At 67.6% G+C, this 20,662-nt stretch carries 14 protein-coding genes, 1 other RNA gene and 1 pseudogene; 9 read left to right on the plus strand and 7 right to left on the minus strand.

Translation table 11 applies throughout. The annotated features are described in order from the left end of the window. The first annotated feature begins 27 nt into the window (after positions 1 to 27). From ACZ6ZN_RS09490 to ACZ6ZN_RS09505, 4 genes are all read left to right on the plus strand, one after another. A complete protein-coding gene (locus ACZ6ZN_RS09490) occupies positions 28 to 2,154 on the plus strand; it encodes an N-6 DNA methylase (RefSeq protein WP_469644632.1) in 2,127 nt (708 codons plus the stop codon). Positions 2,155 to 2,232: 78 nt separating this feature from the next. Continuing rightward, complete coding sequence (locus ACZ6ZN_RS09495; protein WP_376323427.1) at positions 2,233 to 4,299, plus strand: type I restriction-modification system subunit M; 2,067 nt, start codon at positions 2,233 to 2,235, stop codon at positions 4,297 to 4,299. Further along, a complete protein-coding gene (locus tag ACZ6ZN_RS09500; protein ID WP_376323425.1) occupies positions 4,296 to 5,585 on the plus strand; it encodes a restriction endonuclease subunit S in 1,290 nt (429 codons plus the stop codon). Before ACZ6ZN_RS09495 ends, ACZ6ZN_RS09500 begins: the two co-directional genes overlap by 4 nt. A gap of 243 nt (positions 5,586 to 5,828) precedes the next feature. After that, positions 5,829 to 9,032 carry a type I restriction endonuclease subunit R gene (locus tag ACZ6ZN_RS09505; RefSeq protein WP_469644637.1) on the plus strand — a complete coding sequence of 1,068 codons (3,204 nt, stop codon included), beginning with the start codon at positions 5,829 to 5,831 and terminating at the stop codon, positions 9,030 to 9,032. Positions 9,033 to 9,076: 44 nt separating this feature from the next. Here ACZ6ZN_RS09505 and ACZ6ZN_RS09510 read toward each other — a convergent pair whose 3' ends face one another. Then, a complete protein-coding gene (locus ACZ6ZN_RS09510) occupies positions 9,077 to 9,490 on the minus strand; it encodes an ATP-binding protein (RefSeq protein WP_376323421.1) in 414 nt (137 codons plus the stop codon). Between the two features lie 252 nt (positions 9,491 to 9,742). Between ACZ6ZN_RS09510 and ACZ6ZN_RS09515 the strand changes: the two genes are divergently transcribed. The 3 genes from ACZ6ZN_RS09515 (at position 9,743) to ACZ6ZN_RS09525 (ending at position 12,491) form a co-directional block, all read left to right on the plus strand. Next, positions 9,743 to 10,591, plus strand: coding sequence for a helix-turn-helix domain-containing protein (locus ACZ6ZN_RS09515; protein ID WP_376323419.1), 849 nt, complete (start codon positions 9,743 to 9,745; stop codon positions 10,589 to 10,591). A 12-nt stretch (positions 10,592 to 10,603) separates the two neighbouring features. Continuing rightward, positions 10,604 to 10,795, plus strand: coding sequence for a hypothetical protein (locus ACZ6ZN_RS09520; RefSeq protein ID WP_376323417.1), 192 nt, complete (start codon positions 10,604 to 10,606; stop codon positions 10,793 to 10,795). Between the two features lie 79 nt (positions 10,796 to 10,874). Continuing rightward, a complete protein-coding gene (locus tag ACZ6ZN_RS09525) occupies positions 10,875 to 12,491 on the plus strand; it encodes a serine/threonine-protein kinase (RefSeq protein ID WP_469644642.1) in 1,617 nt (538 codons plus the stop codon). Positions 12,492 to 12,518: 27 nt separating this feature from the next. Here ACZ6ZN_RS09525 and ACZ6ZN_RS09530 read toward each other — a convergent pair whose 3' ends face one another. The 6 genes and pseudogenes from ACZ6ZN_RS09530 to ACZ6ZN_RS09555 form a co-directional block, all read right to left on the minus strand. Then, positions 12,519 to 14,624: an AIPR family protein gene (locus ACZ6ZN_RS09530; protein ID WP_469644645.1), complete on the minus strand. Its 2,106-nt coding sequence runs from the start codon at positions 14,622 to 14,624 to the stop codon at positions 12,519 to 12,521. Positions 14,625 to 14,663: 39 nt separating this feature from the next. Continuing rightward, positions 14,664 to 15,596: a hypothetical protein gene (locus tag ACZ6ZN_RS09535; protein WP_469644648.1), complete on the minus strand. Its 933-nt coding sequence runs from the start codon at positions 15,594 to 15,596 to the stop codon at positions 14,664 to 14,666. 778 nt (positions 15,597 to 16,374) lie between these two features. Continuing rightward, positions 16,375 to 16,778: RNase P RNA component class A (rnpB, locus tag ACZ6ZN_RS09540), an RNA gene on the minus strand. A 115-nt stretch (positions 16,779 to 16,893) separates the two neighbouring features. Then, positions 16,894 to 17,673, minus strand: a pseudogene (locus tag ACZ6ZN_RS09545) (DMT family transporter); the annotation flags it as partial. A gap of 19 nt (positions 17,674 to 17,692) precedes the next feature. Then, positions 17,693 to 18,523 carry an AraC family transcriptional regulator gene (locus ACZ6ZN_RS09550; RefSeq protein WP_469644651.1) on the minus strand — a complete coding sequence of 277 codons (831 nt, stop codon included), beginning with the start codon at positions 18,521 to 18,523 and terminating at the stop codon, positions 17,693 to 17,695. Between the two features lie 24 nt (positions 18,524 to 18,547). Beyond that, positions 18,548 to 19,126 (minus strand): Uma2 family endonuclease, encoded by a 579-nt coding sequence (locus tag ACZ6ZN_RS09555; protein ID WP_451876482.1) that lies wholly within the window; start codon positions 19,124 to 19,126, stop codon positions 18,548 to 18,550. A 166-nt stretch (positions 19,127 to 19,292) separates the two neighbouring features. Here ACZ6ZN_RS09555 and ACZ6ZN_RS09560 point away from each other — a divergent pair, with 166 nt between their 5' ends. Both ACZ6ZN_RS09560 and ACZ6ZN_RS09565 read left to right on the plus strand, forming a co-directional pair. After that, the gene (locus tag ACZ6ZN_RS09560; RefSeq protein WP_469644655.1) at positions 19,293 to 20,051 is read left to right on the plus strand and encodes a MerR family transcriptional regulator; all 759 of its coding nucleotides are present in this window, start codon (positions 19,293 to 19,295) and stop codon (positions 20,049 to 20,051) included. Continuing rightward, positions 20,048 to 20,626: a hypothetical protein gene (locus ACZ6ZN_RS09565; protein WP_451876484.1), complete on the plus strand. Its 579-nt coding sequence runs from the start codon at positions 20,048 to 20,050 to the stop codon at positions 20,624 to 20,626. The genes ACZ6ZN_RS09560 and ACZ6ZN_RS09565 overlap by 4 nt, the downstream gene beginning before the upstream one ends. The last annotated feature ends 36 nt before the right edge of the window (positions 20,627 to 20,662 follow it).

Consider the following 20,662-nt stretch of genomic DNA (forward strand, 5'->3'; position numbering starts at 1 on the left):
CGTCCCCACGTCACCCGGCAGGAGCCCATGAATCAGCAGGCCAGTGCCTTCGTGACCGCCGCCGACATCTCCCGGCTGGCCGGAGTCACCCGCGCCACGGTGAGCAACTGGCGTCGTCGGCACCCGGACTTTCCGGCCCCTGCGGGAGGCACGGACACCAGCCCCACCTACGACCTCGACGCCGTGCGCGCGTGGCTCTCGACCCGTGGCCAACTCCCCGAGGACACACCCGCGGACCGGCTTCGCACCGCACTGCGCACCCACGCCGGCGACGCCGAACTGGCCCTGCACCTGCTCCCTGTGGTGCTCGCGGCTGCCCGGCTGGACCGGGGAGAACGCGAAGCCCTTCCCGAACTGCGTGACGACGCACTGCTGCGATGGGTCCGGTCAGCTGCGGACGGCGGGACCAAGGGCTTTCCGGGAACCGACAACGCCGCCGTATACGCCCCCGAGGCGGTGGGGCCGCTGAGGGCCTTGCTGCAGTGCGTCGTCACGGACGGCGCCGAGGCTGCGACGGATGTCCTGGCAGAACGCCTGCTGGAAGACACGGGGGGCACCGGCACCTACCTCACGCCGCGCCCCCTGGCCGACCTCATGGCCCGGCTCCTGACCGACAGCACGGGCGCTTTCCCCGTGAGCGTTCTCGACCCCGCGTGCGGCACCGGATCGTTGCTCGCCGCGGCGGCATCCGCAGGGGCGACCGAACTGCACGGCCAGGACATCCTGGCCGCCCAGGCCGCCCAGGCCGCCGTGCGGCTCCGGCTGAGCGCCCCCGAGACGGCCATCACCGTACGTACGGGAGACAGCCTGCGCTCCGACGCCTTCAAGGGCCTCACCGCGGACGCCGTCCTGTGCAATCCCCCGTACGGGGTCCGTGATTGGGGACACGATGATCTGGCCTACGACCAGCGCTGGGCCTACGGCGTGCCTCCCAAGGGCGAGCCCGAACTCGCCTGGGTCCAGCACTGCCTGGCCCATCTCGCGCCTGGGGGCCGTGCCGTACTGCTCATGCCGCCCGCCGTCGCGGAGCGCACCGCCGGCCGGCGCATCCGGGCTCAGCTCGTACGGGACGGAGCCCTCCGCGCGGTCGTCTCGCTTCCCCAGGGCGCGGCCACCCCTCTCCACATCGGCCTGCACCTGTGGGTGCTCGAACGGCCCGATCCGCAGGCTGAAGTCCCGGGGACGATCCTGCTCGTCGACGCGGCCGCTTCTGAGAACCGGGATCTGGACTGGGCCACCATCGACGGCACCGTGCTCTCGGCGTGGCGACCCTACCTCGCCGACCAGGACGGCTTCACCGGAGCCCCGGGCATCGCCGCCGCCATGCCGGTCACCGACCTCCTGGACGAAGCCGTGGACCTGACCCCGGCCCGCCACATCCGGACGGCTTCCCAACAAGCACTGCGCCCCGCCCTGCTGACTCGGCAGGCATCGGAGCTGTACGGCCAACTCAGGCGAACGGCGACAGACCTGGTCGGCCTCAGCGCGGACGGTGAGTGGCCGCCAGCCGGTGACCGGCCCCGCGACTGGCGCACAGCAACGGTTTCGGACCTTCTGCGCGGCGGCGCACTCAGTCTGCTCCACACCGCGTCCCCGGGCCGCCGGACCCGTAGCGGCCCACCGCAGCCCCGGCCCGAAGCGGAATCCGGCGCACGACCGGCGCTCACGGCTGCCGATGTCTTCGAGAATCGGCCCGCCTCCGGTACGGAAGCGGACCTGCCCGCCGGCATCGCCCTCCCCTTGGTCCAGGCAAGTGACGTGCTTCTCACAGAACTCCTCGGCGTGGGACGCACGGCTGTGGCCCGGGTCGCCGAGCCGGGCGAGACGGGCTGCTTCCTCGGACCCCATCTGCTGCTGTTCCGCGCGGATCAGCGTCGGCTCGACCCGTGGTTCCTCGCCGGGTTCCTCGCGGCAGAGCAGAACGTCAACGCCGCGGCCACCGGCACATCCATCATCCGGGTGGACCCTCGGCGACTACGCGTTCCCCTGCTCCCGCTCGCGGAGCAGCAGCGTTACGGCGCCGCGTTCCGCAGCCTGCACGAACTGCGTGCCGCCGCGCGCCGGGCCGACCGGGCCGCCGAGGACGTCAAACGTCTCCTCAGCACCGGACTCACCGGCGGCGCGCTGTTGCCGCGCGGTCACAGATCGGCGTGAAACCTGCGGCCCGGCGCCGCGAACGGCCAGACTTGACCTCTCCGTCCCTGGGGACGGCGAAACTCCGGAAGGACAGCGTTGAACAGCAGTAAGCACACGGAACTGGCCAACCACGCGTGGTCGGTCGCCGACCTCCTGCGCGGCGACTACAAGCAGTCCGACTACGGCAAGGTGATCCTGCCGTTCACCGTGCTGCGGCGCCTGGAGTGCGTCCTCGCCCCGACCAAGGACAAGGTCCTGGAGGTCGCCGCCCGCTACGAGAACCAGGACATCAACCCCGACCGCTTCCTGCGCAAGGCGTCCGGCCACAGCTTCTACAACACCAGCACCTACACGCTGAAGGCCATCGCGGGCGACGCCTCCCACGCGGCGAAGTACCTCAACGAGTACTACGGCGCCTTCTCCCCCAACGCCCGGGAAGTCCTGGAGCGGTACGACTTCGCCCAGCAGATCAAGCGGCTGGCCGCGGCGGACCTGCTGTACCAGGTGGTCGGACGATTCGCCGACCTCGACCTGCGGCCGGTGAAGAGGGACGCGGAAGGCAATGTCGTGCTCGACGAGCACGGCAAGCCGATCGAGATCGTGACCAATCACCAGATGGGATACGTCTTCGAGGAGCTGATCCGGCGCTTCGCCGAGCAGTCCAACGAGACGGCCGGTGAGCACTTCACGCCTCGGGAAGTCATCCGGCTGATGGTCAACCTTCTCATCGCGCCGGACAGTGACGCGCTGGCCCTGCCGGGCACCGTCCGCACGGTCATGGATCCAGCCTGCGGGACCGGCGGCATGCTCAGCGCGGCCGAGGAGCACATCACCGCTCACAACCGGGACGCCACGGTCAAGGTCTTCGGCCAGGAACTCAACCCGGAGTCCTGGGCCATCTGCCGGTCGGACATGATGATCAAGGGTCAGGACCCGGAGAACATCAAGTTCGGCAACTCCTTCAGCGACGACGGCCACGCCGGCGCCACCTTCGACTACCTGCTGGCCAACCCGCCGTTCGGCGTGGAGTGGAAGAAGGTCAAGGACGCGGTCGAGTACGAGCACGAACACCTCGGCGTCAGCGGGCGGTTCGGCGCCGGCCTGCCACGCATCAACGACGGGTCGCTGCTCTTCCTCCAGCACATGATCTCGAAGATGAAGCCGGTGGACGCGTCGGGGGCGGGCGGCAGCCGAATCGCCATCGTCTTCAACGGCTCCCCGCTGTTCACGGGGGCAGCGGAGTCAGGTGAGTCCAAGATCCGGCAGTGGATCCTGGAGAACGACTGGTTGGAGGGCATCGTCGCCCTGCCCGACCAGCTCTTCTACAACACCGGCATCTCCACGTACTTCTGGGTGCTGAGCAACCGCAAGGCCAGGGACCGGCGCGGCAAGGTCGTCCTGCTGGACGCGCGTGACTACTGGCGCAAAATGCGGAAGTCGCTCGGCGACAAGCGCAAGGAACTGGGCGAGCAGCACATCTCCGAGATCACCAGGCTCTACACGGAGGCGCTGGCGGTCGTCGACGCGGCGGAAAAGGGCGGCGGCCACGACCTGGCCGACCAGGCCGGGAAGATCAAGGTCTTCCGCAACGAGGACTTCGGGTATCGCCGGATCACCGTCGAACGGCCGTTGAAGCTCCGCTTCGAGGTGACGGAGGAGACGCTGGCGGCGATCACCGCGTCCAAGCCGATTGCAAGGGCCACGGACGCCGAGGCCTTCGCGGAGGCGCTGCGCCCGCTGGTCGGCAAGTCCTGGACGGCGAAATCCGACGCATGGATCGACCTGAAGGACGCGATCGTCGCGGCCGGCCTGCTGTGGCCGACGGGTGCGCCGTTCAGCAAGGCGCTGCGCGAAGCGGTCGGCGTCCGTGACCTAAAGGGTGAGGTCCAGCGCATCAAGGGCGAACCGGAACCGGACCCAGAGCTGAGGGACTACGAGAACGTGCCACTGAAGGAGAACGTGGAGGAGCACCTTCGGCGGGAGGTCCTGCCGCACGTCCCGGACGCATGGATCGACCACACCAAGACGAAGATCGGCTATGAGATCCCGTTCACGCGGCATTTCTACGTGTACAAGCCGCCGCGACCGTTGGCGGAGATCGACGCGGAGTTGAAGTCTCTGGAGACCGAGATCCAGGCCCTGCTTGGAGAGGTGACGGAATGACCATCACACTTCCTTCGCTGCCTGCAGGATGGGGCAGAACTCGGGTGGATCGGGTCGCTACGGTCAACGCACGAATTGGCTGGAAGGCTCTCACGGCAGCCGAGTACCAGCCAGACGGATACGCGTTCCTTTCGACCCCCAACATCAAGGGGCGGGATATTGACTTTTCCAACGTAAACTACATTTCCGAGTTCCGTTACGAAGAATCTCCAGAACTTCAGCTGAAGCCAGGAGATGTGTTGCTTGCCAAAGACGGTAACACTCTGGGAATCGTCAATATCGTTCGGGACCTCCCTCGCCCGGCGACCGTGAACGGATCGATTGCCGTCATCCGATCGACCGGGATTGATCCATCCTATCTTCGGTATGTCCTAGCCAGCCGGGTGACACAGGCAACCATCAACATGCTTAAAGGCGGAATGGGAGTTCCGCATCTATTCCAATGGGACATCAATCGCCTACCTATCCCACTACCACCAGAGGAGGAACAGCGGCGCATCGCCGACTTCCTCGACACCGAGACCGCTCGCATGGACAGGCTGCGTTCATCCTTGGCGCAGTTCGATAGGGCCGTCCGCGAAAGGGAGCAGGCCGTACTGGCGAAAATGCTTCACCCAGGCGCAGAGAAGCCCGGTGACAGCCTCCGAAATGGCTGGAAGTGGACACCACTGACATACCTAACAGATCAATTTCGACGGATCATGTACGGCATCGTCTTGCCTGGCCCCAACGTGACAGAAGGTGTTCCCATCATCAAGGGAGGCGACGTAGCGGCCAACCGACTGTCGTTGCAAACCCTGAATCGCACCACTCGGGAGATTGAGGCGGGTTATGCTCGCTCTCGCGTTAAGGGCGGCGATATTGTTATCGCCATCCGAGGAAGTGTCGGTGAGATCGCTGTTGTGCCGAACGAGTTGACTGGCGCGAACCTGACACAAGATACTGCTCGAATTTCAGCTGCCCCTGGAGTTTCCCCCGATTGGCTACGCCTCATTTTGGAGTCACCTGCAGTGGTTCATCAGATTCAGCAGCGAGTCACGGGGGCGACAATCAAGGGCATCAATATTTGGGATCTGAAACGCCTTCTGGTGCCCACCCCCGACTCGGCAGAACAGACCTCCCTTGCTGCTTCCGCCAGCCGAGTACTGGGCACGCACGAGGCGCTCCGCTCTCGAGTTGCACGACACTCCGCTCTGCTCGCCGAGCGCCGCCAAGCCCTAATCACCGCCGCCGTCACCGGTCAAATCGACGTGTCTACCGCTAGCGGACGAGGGATCGAGGAATGATCGCACCATAGCCCCGCCGCTCCTCACCGACCGCTGCCGTTCACCACGCGTTCGGGTAGAAGCTACATAGTCCACCGCTACACGTTACGCGACTGCAAGGGCTGGCTGACCCACCAAACGGTGGGACGGGTGCGTACCGCCGTTGGTTGGATCTCGACCTTGCCAGCGCCAACTCATTCGCGATCGACAAGTCTTGCCGCGACATCACTCATCTGATCACCGAAAGCGGGGGGAATACCGCTCATGCCCGTCCACGACGAAGCAGCCTTTGGAAACGCAATAGTCGCCGCCTTGCTCAAGCGCGGTTGGTTTGAAGGAAACCGACAGGACTACCGCCCCCAACTCGGCCTGGACACAGCCCAGCTCTTCCATTTCATCGGCAAAACCCAGGCCGACGACTGGGCCGAGCTGATTGCTCTCTACGGCGGGGATCCCAACGTCGCCCAGGCCGGGTTCGCCAAGCGCGTGGATCAGGCGATCGGAACCGACGGCGTGCTGGACGTCCTCCGCAAGGGTGTGAAGGACCACGGCATCCTGATCAGGCTCGCCTATTTCAGGCCGTCGCTCGTCGCGGCGGACGCCGTCCTGGACGACTATCGGGCGAACCGGCTGACCTTCGTCAAGGAGTTGCAGTACGCGGCGAAGCAAGCTGACAAGGGCAACGAGCTGGACCTCACTCTGTTCCTCAACGGAATCCCGCTGGCGACCGCCGAGTTGAAAAACGCCCTCACACGGCAGGGGGCGGAGCACGCCAAGGAGCAGTACCGAATCAAGCGGGACCCCACTGAGCTGATCTTCGCGCGCCGCGTCATCGCGAACTTCGCCGTGGACACGGACGTCGTCTACGTCGCGCCCGAACTGCGCGGCAAGCTGACGCGGTTCCTACCGTTCAACACGGGCTCGGAGGGGCCGGGGAAGCCGGGCGGTGCCGGCAATCCTGCGCCCACCGTCCCCGGGACGTACGCGACCTCGTACCTCTGGGAACAGATCTGGGAGCGGGACACCTGGCTGGATCTGATCGAGCGGTTCGTGCATCTCAGCAAGGAGAAGGGCCCAGACGGGCGGACGCGGAAGAAGCTGATCTTCCCGCGCTACCACCAGTGGGACATCGTCAAGAAGCTCGCCGACCACGCGGCCCGCCACGGCGCCGGTCACAACTACCTCGGCATGGCGTCCGCCGGCTCGGGCAAGTCGAACACCATCGGGTGGCTGGCGCACCGCCTATCGTCGCTGCACACCCCCACCAACCCCAACGAGATCGACCCCGACGCCCTGGCCGCCGGACTCAAGCCCGGTGCGCCCGTCTTCGACAAGGTCGTGATCATCACCGACCGCCGCAATCTCGACGCCCAACTGCGCGAGACCGTCGGCAGTTTCGAGAAGACGGCCGGTCTGGTCGTGAAGATCGACGAGAAGCACGGCGCGAAGTCCGACCAGCTCGCCAAGGCACTGTCCCGCGAGACCGGCAAGATCATCACCGTCACGCTGCATACCTTCCCCGCCCTCATCGACTACCTGCGCCGCAACCCCACCGAGATCCAGGGTCACAACTTCGCGATCATCGTCGACGAGGCGCACTCGTCGCAGTCCGGTGACGCGGCCACAGCCGTACGCGCGGCGCTGCGTGACCTCGGCCTGGACTCGGACTCCGACGACGCCGGGGCAACCGAGGTGGAAGCGGCGACTACCACCACCGACGCCAAGCTCATTCGCAAGGCCACTCAACGCAGCAAGGCCTCCAACCTCTCCTACTTCGCGTTCACGGCGACGCCCAAGGCCAAGACGCTCGAACTCTTCGGCACCCTGGACACCGTCAACGGCAAGCCTGCGTACGTCCCCTTCCACACGTACTCGATGCGCCAGGCCATCGAGGAAGGCTTCATCCTCGATCCCCTGCGCACCTACGTCACGTACGACACGTACTGGAAGCTGGTGAACAAGAACCCGGCCGAGCGCGAGGTGGATCCATCCAAGGCGAATCCGCTGCTCGCCAGGTACGCGCTCACGCACGACTCCACCGTGGCGCAACAGGCGCAGGTAATCGTTGAGCACTTCCGCACGCACACCGCCGGCCGACTCGGCGGGCGTGCCAAGGCCATGGTGGTGACGGCCTCCCGGCACAGCGCCGTACAAATGGCCCGTGCCATCAGGAAGTACATCGGCGACAACGCGTACGCCGACCCCGGCGTCCTTGTCGCGTTCTCCGGTAGCCTGACGTATGACGGCGAGGAGACCACCGAGCCGAAGGAGAACGGCGGCCTCGCCGAGTCCGCGCTGCCGAAGGCGTTCGCGTACACGCGCAAGGACGACAAGGCCGTGCGCACGGGCGGGACGGCGACTCAGCGCGAGTACCGCATCCTGGTCGTCGCCGAGAAGTACCAGACCGGCTTCGACCAGCCGCTGCTCACCACGATGTACGTGAACAAGAAGCTCGCGGGCATCAGCGCCGTCCAGACCCTCTCCCGTCTGAACCGCACCGCCGACCGCAAGTCGCAGGCGGACCTGGCCGTACTGGACTTCGTCAACGACGCCGAGGACATCAAGGAGTCCTTCCGCCCGTACTTCGAGGAGGCGAACACCCTTCCCTCCGACCCCAATCTCCTTTACACCGCGCAGAGCCAGGTAATGCGGGCCGACATCCTCGTCGAGGAGGAGATGCGGGAGTTCGCGGACGCCTATCTGGCAGCCGAGGAGAAGGCAGCAGGCTCGGCCGCCCGCTGGGAAAAGCTCCACGCGGAGCTGTACCGGCATCTGGACCCCGCCGTCAAACGGTTCACCGAATTGCTAAACCGCAAGGACGAGGCCGGCGATCCCGACGAGGAAGCCGCCGAGGCCGCCGAACAGTTCCGCGCGGATCTCAACGACTACGTGCGGAAGTACGGCTTCCTCTCGCAGATCGTGCCCTACCGCGATGCTGACCTCGAATGCCTCTACCTCTACGGCCGCCACCTGCTCAACCGCCTGCCGCGACGCGGAGACGGCGGCGTGGACATAGGAGATGTCGACCTCAGCCACCTGCGCATCCAGAGGACCGGCCAGCACGACCTCGCGCTGACCGCCGAGGGAGCCGCGGAGCTGCGCGGCTTCGGTGAAGGCGGAGGCGGTGCCAAGGAGCAGGAGAAGTCGCTGCTGTCGGAGCTGATCGAGAAGTTCAACGACAAGTTCGGCACCGACTTCACCGATCAGGACGTGATCACGCCGTTCTCTGAGGCGAAGGCCGACCCGAAGGTCCGCGCCGCCGCCGTCAACGACGAGGAGAACTTCGGGCTCGTCTTCGACGAGGTCTTCGAGGACAAGATGGCCGAACACATCGACACCATCGCCGACATGGGACGGCAGTACTTCAGCCACGACGACAGCTTCAAGCAGTCGCTCAACCAGAGTGCGCGCCGGGCGGCCTGGCGAATGATCCGCCGGGAAGAGAACATCGACGACGACGCGGCCTGACCCGCCCGGCCCTCCGGCCCCTCCTTGCCGGCCACTTCCCCTGGTCAACCTCCCTGGTGGAACGAGAGCCCCGCGATCACGGACGTTCCGCGCGTGGGGCGGGGACGGACGGTCCAGGCGGTGGCGAGGCTCTCGACGAGGATCAGGCCCCGACCGTTCTCGCAGCCAGGGCCCGGGTGGGCCGGAACGGGTTTGCCGGTACCTGGGTCGGAGACGGCCAGCCAGTAGTGTCCATCGGCCGGCCACAGAACGAGTTCGACGAGGTCCCCGTCCTCCCCGCAGGCACCGTGACGGATGGCGTTGGTGAGCAGCTCCGAGGTCAACAGGCCCAGGTCGTCGCCGAGGTGTGGGCGGAGGACGTCCGGCAGCGATTCGGTGACGGCGTGCCGGGCTCGGCGTACGGAGGCGGGATGGGCGGGGAAGCGCCAGTGGGCAGGGACGAGAGGGATTTCGGGCATGGCGAACTCCGCGACTCTGTGCGGGGGTTGGGGTCGCCGGTGGCCTACCGCCCTGGTCGCGGGCACACCCGACCCAGGGCAGACGGGCATGCTCGCGCGGTGCGCTTCCGGCATTGCGGTGTGTAACTTACGCGCCACTGACAGTAGAGCAATGGGTGGTAAATTTGCCACGCGCTCAAGAGAATTCACCACAGCAGGGTGAGATGGCTTCCGAGTGCGACCGAGCGACGTCCGCCGTATGGAAGGGAACCCATGCCCCCGAGGACGACCCCCACAGAACGGCAGAAGCGTCTGGGAAGTGAGCTGCGACGTATCCGTACTGCGGCAGGCGTGTCCGCAGAGTTCGCGGCAGGCCTACTGGGCGTGGACCGAGGCAAGATCTCCAACATCGAGTCCGGAGTCCGGGGCATCAGCGCCGACCGCCTGCGAACACTGGCCTGCAACTGCGACGTGACCGATGAGACGTACATCGAGGCGCTGGTCGAGATGGCTCAGGCGAGTACGGGATGGTGGGAGCGTTACCGAGGCATCCTGCCCCAAGGCTTGCTGGACATCGCCGAAGCGGAGAGCAACGCCGTGCGCATGCGCGGGGCCAACACCGTGCATGTGCCAGGTATGCTCCAGACATCGGAACAGGCGATGGCCATCTTCCGGGCTGCGGTTCCTGCACTGCCCGAGCACGAAGTTGCTCTGCGACTCGCGCTGCGTGCGGAACGCCAGCAGGTGATCACCGGCAACAGGGCGGTCCCGTACGTCGCTGTCATCCACGAAGCCGCACTCCGGATGCAGTTCGGCGGTACGGACGTGGCCCGTGCCCAGTTGGAGTACCTGCTGGAGGTCTCCGAGCGGGACAACGTCACCGTGCTCGTCCTCCCCTTTTCGCACGGCGCCTTCCCTGGTGCAGGACAGACGGTCGTCCACATCGAAGGGCCCGTACCGCAGCTCGATACGGTGCAGGTTGACAGCTCCCACGGGCCCACCTTTCTCCACGCCGAAAGTCAGCTGGCGAAATACCGGGCGCAACTCGATCTGTTGGAAAGTCTGGCTCTGCCGCCAGAGCAGTCCCACGACTTCATCCGCCACATCGCCCAACAGCTATGAGGAGGAGACAAGATGGCTGACATCACCTGGGAAGCCCCGTACTGCGCCGAAGGCAGCTCCTGCTTCCGCCTCGGCACCGACGCCGACGGCAACGGTTACATAGCCGTCAACGGCCAAGAGGACCGATACCTCACCGACTCCCTTGAAGCCCTGCGCACCCTCATCACCGACATCAAGGCCGGAAAGGCCGACCACCTGTTGTAACCCCTGCCACACGCCGCGCCGATAGGTACCGTGTACAGCGATCGACTGACGTGGCATCAGGACGACGGGGGCGCGACGCGTGGCGCAGGCACGGAGAATCGGCGAGCAGGGCCGCTATGAGCTGATCGAGGAGATCGAATCCGGCGGTATGGGCACGGTCTGGCGCGGCTACGACGCCGTTCTCGACCGAGAGATCGCGGTCAAGCTCATCCGGCCCGACGTCGTCGCATCGCCGGCACAGGCGGAAGAGTTCGCCCGCCGCTTCGAACGCGAGGCGCGCGTCACCGCTCGGATCGGGCATCACGGAGTGCCGCAGGTGTTCGACGCGGTGCTGGACGAGGCGTCGTACGACCGGCTGTACCTGGTGATGGAGTACGTTCGCGGGATCTCCCTGCGCAGGGTGCTCACGGGCTCGGGGGACGGCGCGACGGCGCTACTCCCGGTGAGCTGGGCCGCGTCGATCGTGGCGCAGATCTGCACAGTCCTGTCGTACGCGCACGCCATCCCGGTCGTGCACCGCGATCTGAAGCCGGACAACGTCCTGATCGCCGCTGACGGCACGGTCAAGGTGCTGGATTTCGGCATCGCGAAACTGCTGCGCACGGATGTCACCCGGCTCACGGCTACGGGCAGCCGGATCGGTACCAGCCGTTATATGCCGCCCGAGCAGATCGACTGCGCGCAGATCACCCCGCTGAGCGACCTCTACGCGCTCGGCTGCGTGCTGCACGAACTCCTCGCCGGAGAGCCGGTGTTCAGCGGCGACAACGAGTACCAGCTTCTGCACCAACACATGAACGTGCCGCCGAAGCCGTTGCGCACCCTGCGGCCCGAGGTGCCGGAGGACCTTGAGGCGCTGGCCCTGGACCTGCTGGCGAAGGTGCCGGAGCAGCGTCCCGTCGACGCGTACGCGGTGTACGAGCGCCTGTCGCCGCACCTGCCGCGACCGGGATCGGCAGCCGATCCCGCGGCCCTCACCCATGGCGACTCCCCTTCCGAACTTCCCGACCCGACGGTGGTCTACCGACAGCCGAACGCACCCCTGCGACGGACCACGCCGCCCGCGCCCTCGCTCGGGCCGGTGGCCCCCGTACCGGTCCCGGCGCGCGGCGACACCGCGCTGCGGGACGCGATCAGGGACGCCTACGCCCGGTCTGCGGACCTCGCCGAGAGCGGACGGTTCGCCCAGGCCGCGGACGTCCTCAAGGCAGTGATCGCCACAGCGGCCACCGCCCTCGGCGCACACAACTCCCGTGTGCTCGGCCTTCGGAGGCAGCGCGCGGCGGTCCTCATGGCCGGCGAGGACTTCCGGCGTGCCTTGCCGGAGTTCGACGCCCTGGCCGCCGTCTACGCCCGCACGGCGGGACCGGGCGATGAAAGCACGCTGGAGTGCCGTCGGCACGCCGCCCACTGCCGGGCCAACCTAGGTCAGGCCACCGTCGCCCTACGGGAATTCCAGGAGGTTCTGGAAGTCGTGTCCGACGCGGCCGGGGACGCCTCCGAAACCGCTCTCGACCTACGGCGCAGTATCGGCGTGCTCCTCTTCTCAGGGGGGCGCCGCACCGAGGCAGAGGGGGTCCTCGACGCCCTCCACGAGGACATGTGCGTCCTCCTCGGCGAGGACCATGAGGAGACCCGCGAGATCGCCGATCTCCTGGCCCGACTGCGCGACCCGGAGGGCCCACTCCCTTACTGACGTCCTGCCGGTGCGGTGCACGCGCCGTCAGGCCTCGTCCTCGGCCTCTTCGCCGTGGATGCGCTGAGCCAGATTCCACAGGCTCAGGCCATCCGACTGGAACCAGCGAGCCGTTCCCTGGTTGGCCACGGGTCGCTCGTCCCAGTCGGCGTCCGCCCACATCTTCGACACCAGCCCGGACGGCGAGTACTGCTGCTCGTCGTGCGCCCAGAGAATGGGCTTCGTCCGGTGATTGACCCAGGTCGCCTGGCGTCGGCTTTCGTCTGCGGCAAGCCACTCTTCCATGGCGTCACGTTCGGGCTCGGTCTGAGCCACGTACCGAAGGGGCGATCCGTCCTTCATGGCACGGCGGTCGACCAGGAGCGGCACGGTGTTCGGGCGACGCGGCTTGCGCTCCTTCGCGGGAGGTGCGGGAATGGCGACGCCATCGGCCAGGTCAGCGAGGACATGCTTCGCGAGATCCCGACACATATCCACGCTCTGGAAAGCGGTCCTGATCTGGGGACGCGGCCCGTAACGAGTGACGATCTGGTGCGTCAGCCGTCGCACCAGGTCTGGTACGAGGGCGGGAATCTTCTCCAGCACCTCGCTCTCCCAGTCGAAATCGGGGTCATCGATACTGGTGGCGCCGAGATGCTGAAAGAGCAGGTGGGTGACGAGAAAACCACCGTGCTCGGTGGTAGCGGCCTCGCGACTATTCTGCCCACTGCCCAGTTCGTAGACCGCGCTCCGTGCCGCGCGCAGCGTGAGCACGGAGCGCCACACCTTTTGTGGCGAGGGCTCTCGTTTGAACAACAGGGTGTGGCTGCCCTTGGGGCCCTGCTCCCAGAGGTTCTCCGTCGAACTAGCGGCCCGGGCGGCCTGTTGGGCATCCGGGTGCAGGCACGCCAAAGCGAGAGCGAGTTCGTCCAGTGAGCAACCGGTCTCGGGGGCGGCGACCGGCTCGCCCCGCTTGATCACGTACTGCTTGCGCAGTTCGGCGCGCAGGTTGGCCTTGATCGCCTGGTGCACAGGCTCGAGTGCGATGTGATCGCGCTGCTCGATGGCGTTCTGCCGGTTCGCCGCCTGCGAGACCTGGATGCCGAATTCTCGGTCTTCATGCGTGTTGATGACCTTGATGCTCAGAGTGGCGTTGGCCGCAGCCTCACCGTCGTCGTGCATGGCTCTGGCGACAGCCCGTACCGTCTGAGCGCCGTTGACGATGCTCGCTCCACTCACGGTGAGAGTGGTCGGCCTGCTCTGCGGTGCCTTGGCGCTGTCGTGCTTCGCCGTGAGCGAGTCGCAGATCATGGTGATGCCGTTGTTCAGGTGCCAGAACTTGGTGGGATCGGACGTAAGGGTCTGACCGATCTCCGCATTGGTGACGGTCGTCCCGAGGGGGGCCCGGAGATTCTGCTCGAACAGGCCGGTACCGTGCGTCTCGTACCACTCGGCAACGCTCTCGGCGGAAACCGTGCCCTGATAGGCGTCGAGCGGCCCCTTCTGCTGGTACCAGTCGTCAAGGCGGACGTCCAGGCAGATCGGCTCCGGCCGGAGATCCGCATGGATCTGGTCATGGAAATCTGCGGCGTACAGCACCTCGACGCTCAAGCGGGCACCATGCTTGTTGAACTCGTCGAGAGCGTTGTTGAGAACCTCGAGCGCTGGCGGAGAAGGCTCCGCCGTGCCCATCAGCGCGATGAGCAGGGTGGCCCTTTTGTTGATGATGAACGGCCTGGCTTCCAGCGCGAGGGCGCCGGCACGCTGGTTGAACTGGTCGTACAGCTCGTTCTCGATGCGGTTCAGGCCGTCCACCATCGCCTTGGCGGCATCCACGTCGAAGGTCGCTGAGCCCTTGTCGCTCCACTTCGCCTGGACGAGCAGAGCCTGCCCGCTCTCCGGCAAGGGGGCGATGGCATCCAATCCCTGGTCCGCGATGCCGTCCGTGACGAACCGGGCCGCTTCGGCCACGGTGCACTGGGCCACGCGTCGTACCGCAAGGGCTGCGAGTGCTCGGGAGAGGAAGCGCTGTTCGTAGTTGCCCCCTCGGAAGTGGGCGATGTCGCTGACATCTATCACCCCGTCGAACGTCTCGTGCAGTTGCTCGCGCACCTGCGTGACCTGGCGAGGTGTGTCCGCCCCCGAGATGGCCATGGATGGTTGCCTTCCCACTGGTGGTGTCTTGTTGCCGGCCTACGGCCGCGTCCTGATCCCTGAGCCGTTGCCACGCTGCCGGAGGCTGAAGTCCACGACCACCAAAGCAACACCAGCCGTGTCGATCGTGGCCTCGACCCAGTCCAAGGCCGCTTCGAAGGGCACCCCTCCTGCGCCGAGCCAACCGTCGCGCACCAGTTGGGCGAAGTGGGTCGGTACCAGGTGGCGAGCGAGCGCGCCTACGGGAGGGCCCGGGAGACCGGGTTTGGACGCGGCGGCAGAGAACGCTGCGGCGACCTGGTCATAGGGATAGATCGCACCGGAACTTGTCCGGTGCAGAGCGGCGGTGAAGGGCTCCGGCTCATGAATGCGGAGAAAGAGAGGCTCGTCCAGCAAACTGTAAGCGTCGGCGCTCCGCTGGTCGCGTCTCGGCAGGCGGTGAACATGGCTGTGAAACTCATGCAGACTGTGCCAGATCTCAGGCGAGAAGAGCCCGTTCGGACCCGGACGCACATAGCGCAGCGCGACGAGCGTCCGAGTGTCGACATGGTAGTAGTAGGCGTCGAGGGAACCCTCCCGGCCGTCCACGACCGACTGATGGGTTATCGACGTGGCCTCGAAGTCATAGCTTCGGTTGCCTCGGCGACTCACGAACGCTTCGACGACGGTTTCACCTATGCCGCTGAACCTTGTCGCGGTGTGCCCGCGGACGTCGTCGAGCTTCAATTGGACTTCGGTCCCGGCAAGTCCGCTGATAAACGAAGCCCGGGCGGCCGTCCTGTCCCAGAGGCGTACCTCCGAGAAGTCGCTTCGGCCCAATCCCGCTACTTTGGCGAAGAGCATAAGAGCGTCACGCTCATCACGCCAGCGGAGTTCCCGCTCGCTCCAGCCTTCGGCATCGTCGAGCAGAGGCATCAACCTCTGGACTTCGGCCTCGACATCAGGAGAGATCCGCAGGAGATTGGCGAACACAGTGTCTGCGCCGACCGTGACAGGACCGCTTGCCGGTAACGACTTGGAGAGGGCGGTGTCTCGCTCGCTGCCGGCGCACCAGAGCCCTGAGGCAGGCACCAGGCCTCGAAGACGTCTCGCACGGGCGACGACGACCTTCCGGTCTCGGTCGGTCTCATGAGCAGGGCGCACGATACCCAGCCCCCAGATCCGCTCCGCTTGCTCCCCGCCATCTTCGTCCCCCTCCTGATCGGCGGGAGCTAGCAGGATCGCGAGGTGTGACTTGACCTCGGGCCAGTCACGGCAAGGTTGGGAGTAGGACCTTTCCTTAGTCTGGTCGGCTTCAAGCAGACGCAGTAGGTCTTTGTCAGGGCGCAGAATCGCCAGTCGCGGCGATCGCCCCGAAGACGGAAAATCTAATCGTCTTGGCTCTACGAACGTCATCCACTCCCCCGAACTACCTGCCACCACACCGAGCCAGCCTCAGGGGGATGATAACGCGCCAGTTCCAGCATCCGGCTTACACGCCCCTGGTTCTCGCTACCCCGGCTGGCTCCATCACTTTCCCACCCACCCCTGGGTACGTCTCCCAGGTGTCTCGTCTTCCGCCAAACCGGGCTGTCGCGCACGGAGATCATCGCATCCAGCGCTCGGGAGGAGTGCCCACAGTGGGCCCCGTGATTGGCTACCTTCGTGGCCATGAGGTCCGGTTTGGGCCGGTACGGATCGGAGCGGCTAAGCCTCTGATCCGGGGAAAGGGTCTTGCCAGGAGTATTCCCTGGTTATGGACCGTTGGCGGCAGACGAGTCGGGCTGTACGCCGGGTTCTGTTCCCCGGATTCCTCGCGGAGCCCGGGGCGACGGCCATCCATCTAGGGCCGGCGTTGCCGCCGGCCTCGTGCGGTCTACCCGCGGACTCGGGCGGGCAGCCCTCGATCGTCCGCGCAGAGACACCGAGGTGTCTCCTCTTGACCTTGCTCCGGGTGGGGTTTACCTAGCTGCCTGAGTCACCTCAGGCACTGGTGGTCTCTTACACCACCGTTTCACCCTTACCGAGGACCGAGATCCCCGGCGGTCTGCTTTCTGTGGCACTGTCCCGCGGGTCACCCCGGGTGGCCGTTAGCCACCACCCTGCCCTGTGGAGCCCGGACGTTCCTCGGGAAGCCCCCTCACGGGGACTCCACGCGGCCGTCCGCCCGGCTCGTCTGCCGTGTCGACCATGGTACCCGGGGTGCGTCCCGCTTCGGTGCCGCGGCCGTGGCCAGGACCGAACCCGCCAGGATCAGCGTGAACGCGACACCGATGCCCAGGGTCAGCTCCTCGCCCAGCAGGAGCGCGCCCGCAGCCACCGCCACCGCCGGGTTGACGTACGTGATCACCCCGGCCCGGGTCGGGCCGATCTCCTTGATCAGCTCCAGGAACGCCACGAACGCCACCGCCGTGCAGACGGCACCCAGCCCGGCCAGCGCCGCCAGGACCTCGCCGGAGGGCATGGCGTCGGGGCGGGTGAGGAAGGCGGCCGGGGCGTAGACGACGGCCGCCAGCGTCAGGCAGGGCGTGATAAGTTGCAGCGTCGGCACGTCCTTGAGGTGCCGGGCGGCGATCAGCGGGGCGGTGGCGTAGCCGACGACCGTCACCAGCATCTCGGCCAGGGAGCGGGCGTCGCCCCCGGTGAGGTGCGGCAGGGTGAGGACGGTGACGCCCGCGAGACCGAGGGCCAGCCCCGCGACACGGCGGGCCCCCACCCGCTCCCCCGCGCCGAAGAAGCGGGCGAGGAGGATCGCGACGATCGGCACGCCCGCGATGAGGAGCCCCGCGGTGGAGCTGGACAAGTGGCGTTCGGCGTCGGTCAGGGTCCACCAGGGGCCGATGATCTCGATGACGGCGAAGGCCAGCATCGGCTTCCAGTGCGTCCGGACGGTCCGGCCGAGTCCGCCCTGGCGCAGCGCGAACGGGAGCAGCAGCGCGGCGCCGAGCGCACACCGCGCGAACACCACCACGGACGGGGACAGGTCGTCCACCGCCACCTTGATCATCAGATAGGGAATGCCCCAGACCACTCCCATCAGGGAGAACAGGAACCAGCCGCGTGCAGTCATGCGGTGATTCTCGGCCGCGTCACCGGACCGCGTCTTGAACGCTGTTGCGGTACGCCGCCGGGGTCACGCCCAGCACCCGGCGGAACCAGCGGGTGAGGTGCGCCTGGTCGGCGAAGCCCACGAGCGCGGCGGCCTCGGCCGGGCGCAGGCCGGCCTCCAGCAGGCTCCGGGCCCGGGCCACGCGGTGCTGCGCGAGCCAGGCGTACGGCGGGACGCCCACGGTCGTGCGGAAGGCACGCAGGAGCTGGTAGCGGGACAGGCCCAGGTCGGTGGCGAGGGCGGCCAGGGACGGCGGGTCCAGCAGCTCGTCGGCGAGGCGGTCGCGGACGGTCCGGGCGAGGGCGGCGGCCCCGGGCACGGTGTCGTCCGCCGCGCGGGCGGTGGAGTGGCGGCGGGCCAGGGCGGTGAGCAGCCAGGGCAGGCGGGACTCGGCTTCCAGGGGGTCGGGGCAGGCGCTGATGTCGGTGTGCGCGGTGCGCAGGGCGGCGGCCAGTTCCGGGTCGTGCAGGACGGGGTCGCGGAAGTGCGGCAGCCCGCCGAGCGTGCCGTCGCGGAGCAGGGCGGTCCCGGCGTAGAGGGCCTGGTAGGCGTAGCCGTCGCACGCGGCAGGGCCGCCGGTGTGCATCTCGCCCGGCTCCAGCACGACGATCGAGCCGGGGTAGGAGTGGATGTGCCCGCCGCGGTAGGCGATGATCTCGGACCCGCCGACGGTGACGCCGATCGTGAACTCGTCGTGGGCGTGGGGCGCGTAGACGTGCCGGTCGAAGCAGGCGGTGAGCAGATCGAGCGCCGGCCCGCCCCGCCCCAGCCGCGCCCTGGTCCAGCTGGCCTGCTCCCGCGGTGTCCCCATGTCGTACCCCCCGCCTCCAGGGGATCAGAGGAGGTCGGCGGTGTCCAGGTCGAAGGCGAAGGGGTCGGGCAGGGTGACGGTCTTGCCGAAGGGGCGGGCGCAGTGCTCGCGGTAGTCGTCGTCCTTGGGCTCGCTGAACACGGTGACCTGCGCGGTGTCGCGGTCGACGAGCAGATACAGCGGGATGCCCGCGCGGGCGTAGCAGCGGCGCTTGGCCTCGCGGTCGGCCTGCGGTTTGGTGGAGGTCACCTCCAGGACCAGGGCGATGCCGTCGCAGGGCATCCATGAGCCGGATCCGCCGAACAGGTCGCGGTCGAGGGGAGCGAAGGTGGCGTCCGGTACCAGGTGGTTCTTCGGGCAGGCACCCCCGCTTGTGAGCTTCAGCCCCTTGTTGCCGGAGAAGTCCATGTCGGTCCGCGAGTGCCTGATGACCTGCCTCACGATCCGGCTGATGCACTTCTCGTGATCCCCGTCCGGCGGCGGCGTCACAACGATCTCCCCCTCGATCAGTTCGGCCCGGAAACCCTCCGGTGTGTCCAGGGCGAGGAAGCCCTCCAGCAGGACGTCTTCCTGCGAGAGCGGCTCGTGGGCCATGGCAGTCATGTCACGCCCCTCCTTCTGTCGCTCGCCAGACTGGGACATCGCCGAACCACCCGCCCGTGAGATCGGGAACCGTTCCCTCGATCGTGGCACACGCCCGCCGTCCCCGTCAGAAGGCCGGGGACCCGCCGCTTGACCTTGCCGTGGCGTCAGCGTTTTCACTGGTGGCATGCGGATCGGAGAACTCGCCCGGGTCGTCGGCGTGACCACGCGGGCCGTGCGGCACTACCACCATCTCGGGCTGCTGCCCGAGCCCGAGCGGCGGGCCAACGGGTACCGGGAGTACACCCTGCGGCACGCCGTCGTGCTGGCGCGGATCCGGCGGCTGACGGAGCTGGGGCTGGGGCTCGCCGAGGTGCGGGACGTACTGGCCGACGAGGAGGGCAAGGACCTCGTCGAGGTGCTCACCGAACTGGACGAGGACCTGGCGCGGCAGGAGGAGGAGATCCGCGGGCGGCGGGCGCGGCTGAGGGCGCTGCTGGAGGCGGAGGACGGGCTGCCCGCCGAGGGGCCGGTCTCACCGGAGCTGGCGGCGCTGTTCGCCGGGACGGCGCATCTGTCCGAGCACTCGCCGATGGCCGCCAAGGACCGCGAGATCATCGCGTTCCTGGAGACCGCCATGCCGGCCGGGGACCGGGAGCGGATGGTCGCGTCGATCGGGGAGGCCTTCGGCGCGCCGGAGGCGGTGCAGCGGGTGGCGGCCGCGTACGCGCTGCTCGACGCGCTCGCCGGCGTCGAGCCGGACGACCCGCGGGTCGAGGAGGCGGCCCGGGCGCTGGCCGGCTGCATCCCGCCCGGCCTGTTCCCGCAGGCCGGGGAGGTCGACGAGAACGACGGCGTGGTGCGCGCGCTCTACGCCGACCTCGCCCCGGCGCAGGCGGAGGCCGTCCGCCGCACCATGCGGCTGCTCGGCGAGGAGCTGCGGTGAGGACCGTGCGGCGGCTGGCCGGGCACGAGCTGCGGTTGCTGTGGAGCCTGGTGCTGTGGGCGGCCCGGCGCAGGCAGGGCGCGGCCGGCGTGCAGAGCTTCGGGTACGCGGGCGGGCAGGGCGCCATGATGGCCGGGTTCGCTTTCGTGTGCCTGGTCGAGACGGTGGCGATGTCCGTGCTGCTGGAGGACTGGCCGACCGTGCACGCGGTGGTCCTCTTCCTGGACGTGTACACGATCGTGCTGGTCGTCGCCCTGCACGCCTCGTCCGTGGTGCGCCCGCACGTGCTGGACGCCGACGGCGGCGCGCTGCGGATCCGGCGGTACGTCCACGTCGACCTGGAGGTGCCGCTGGAGCGGATCGCCTCGGTACGGCGGGAGCTGCGGATGACGCACGAGCGGGCCGAGGGCGAGCTCGACGTGGAGGTCGGCGCGCAGACCACCGTCACGCTCGAACTGACCGAGCCGGTCACCCACGTCACCTTCCTGGGCCGCCGCCGCGAGGTGCGGGTCGTCCGCTTCCACGCCGACGACGCCGACGGCCTGGTCCGCGCCCTCGGGCGGGCCCTGGTCTGACGCCCCCGTACGCTGGCGGCGGAGTTCGATCGAAGG

The sequence above is a fragment of the Streptomyces sp. NPDC053665 genome, assembly GCF_055585285.1.

Excerpts from the sequence above, each read along its gene's own strand:
- ACZ6ZN_RS09505 (WP_469644637.1), top strand. The coding sequence starts at position 5,829 with ATGCCCGTCCACGACGAAGCAGCCTTTGGAAACGCAATAGTCGCCGCC.
- ACZ6ZN_RS09500 (WP_376323425.1), top strand. The coding sequence starts at position 4,296 with ATGACCATCACACTTCCTTCGCTGCCTGCAGGATGGGGCAGAACTCGG.
- ACZ6ZN_RS09555 (WP_451876482.1), bottom strand. The coding sequence starts at position 19,126 with ATGACTGCCATGGCCCACGAGCCGCTCTCGCAGGAAGACGTCCTGCTG.
- ACZ6ZN_RS09515 (WP_376323419.1), top strand. The coding sequence starts at position 9,743 with ATGCCCCCGAGGACGACCCCCACAGAACGGCAGAAGCGTCTGGGAAGT.
- ACZ6ZN_RS09550 (WP_469644651.1), bottom strand. The coding sequence starts at position 18,523 with ATGGGGACACCGCGGGAGCAGGCCAGCTGGACCAGGGCGCGGCTGGGG.
- ACZ6ZN_RS09490 (WP_469644632.1), top strand. The coding sequence starts at position 28 with ATGAATCAGCAGGCCAGTGCCTTCGTGACCGCCGCCGACATCTCCCGG.
- ACZ6ZN_RS09520 (WP_376323417.1), top strand. The coding sequence starts at position 10,604 with ATGGCTGACATCACCTGGGAAGCCCCGTACTGCGCCGAAGGCAGCTCC.
- ACZ6ZN_RS09560 (WP_469644655.1), top strand. The coding sequence starts at position 19,293 with ATGCGGATCGGAGAACTCGCCCGGGTCGTCGGCGTGACCACGCGGGCC.
- ACZ6ZN_RS09510 (WP_376323421.1), bottom strand. The coding sequence starts at position 9,490 with ATGCCCGAAATCCCTCTCGTCCCTGCCCACTGGCGCTTCCCCGCCCAT.
- ACZ6ZN_RS09530 (WP_469644645.1), bottom strand. The coding sequence starts at position 14,624 with ATGGCCATCTCGGGGGCGGACACACCTCGCCAGGTCACGCAGGTGCGC.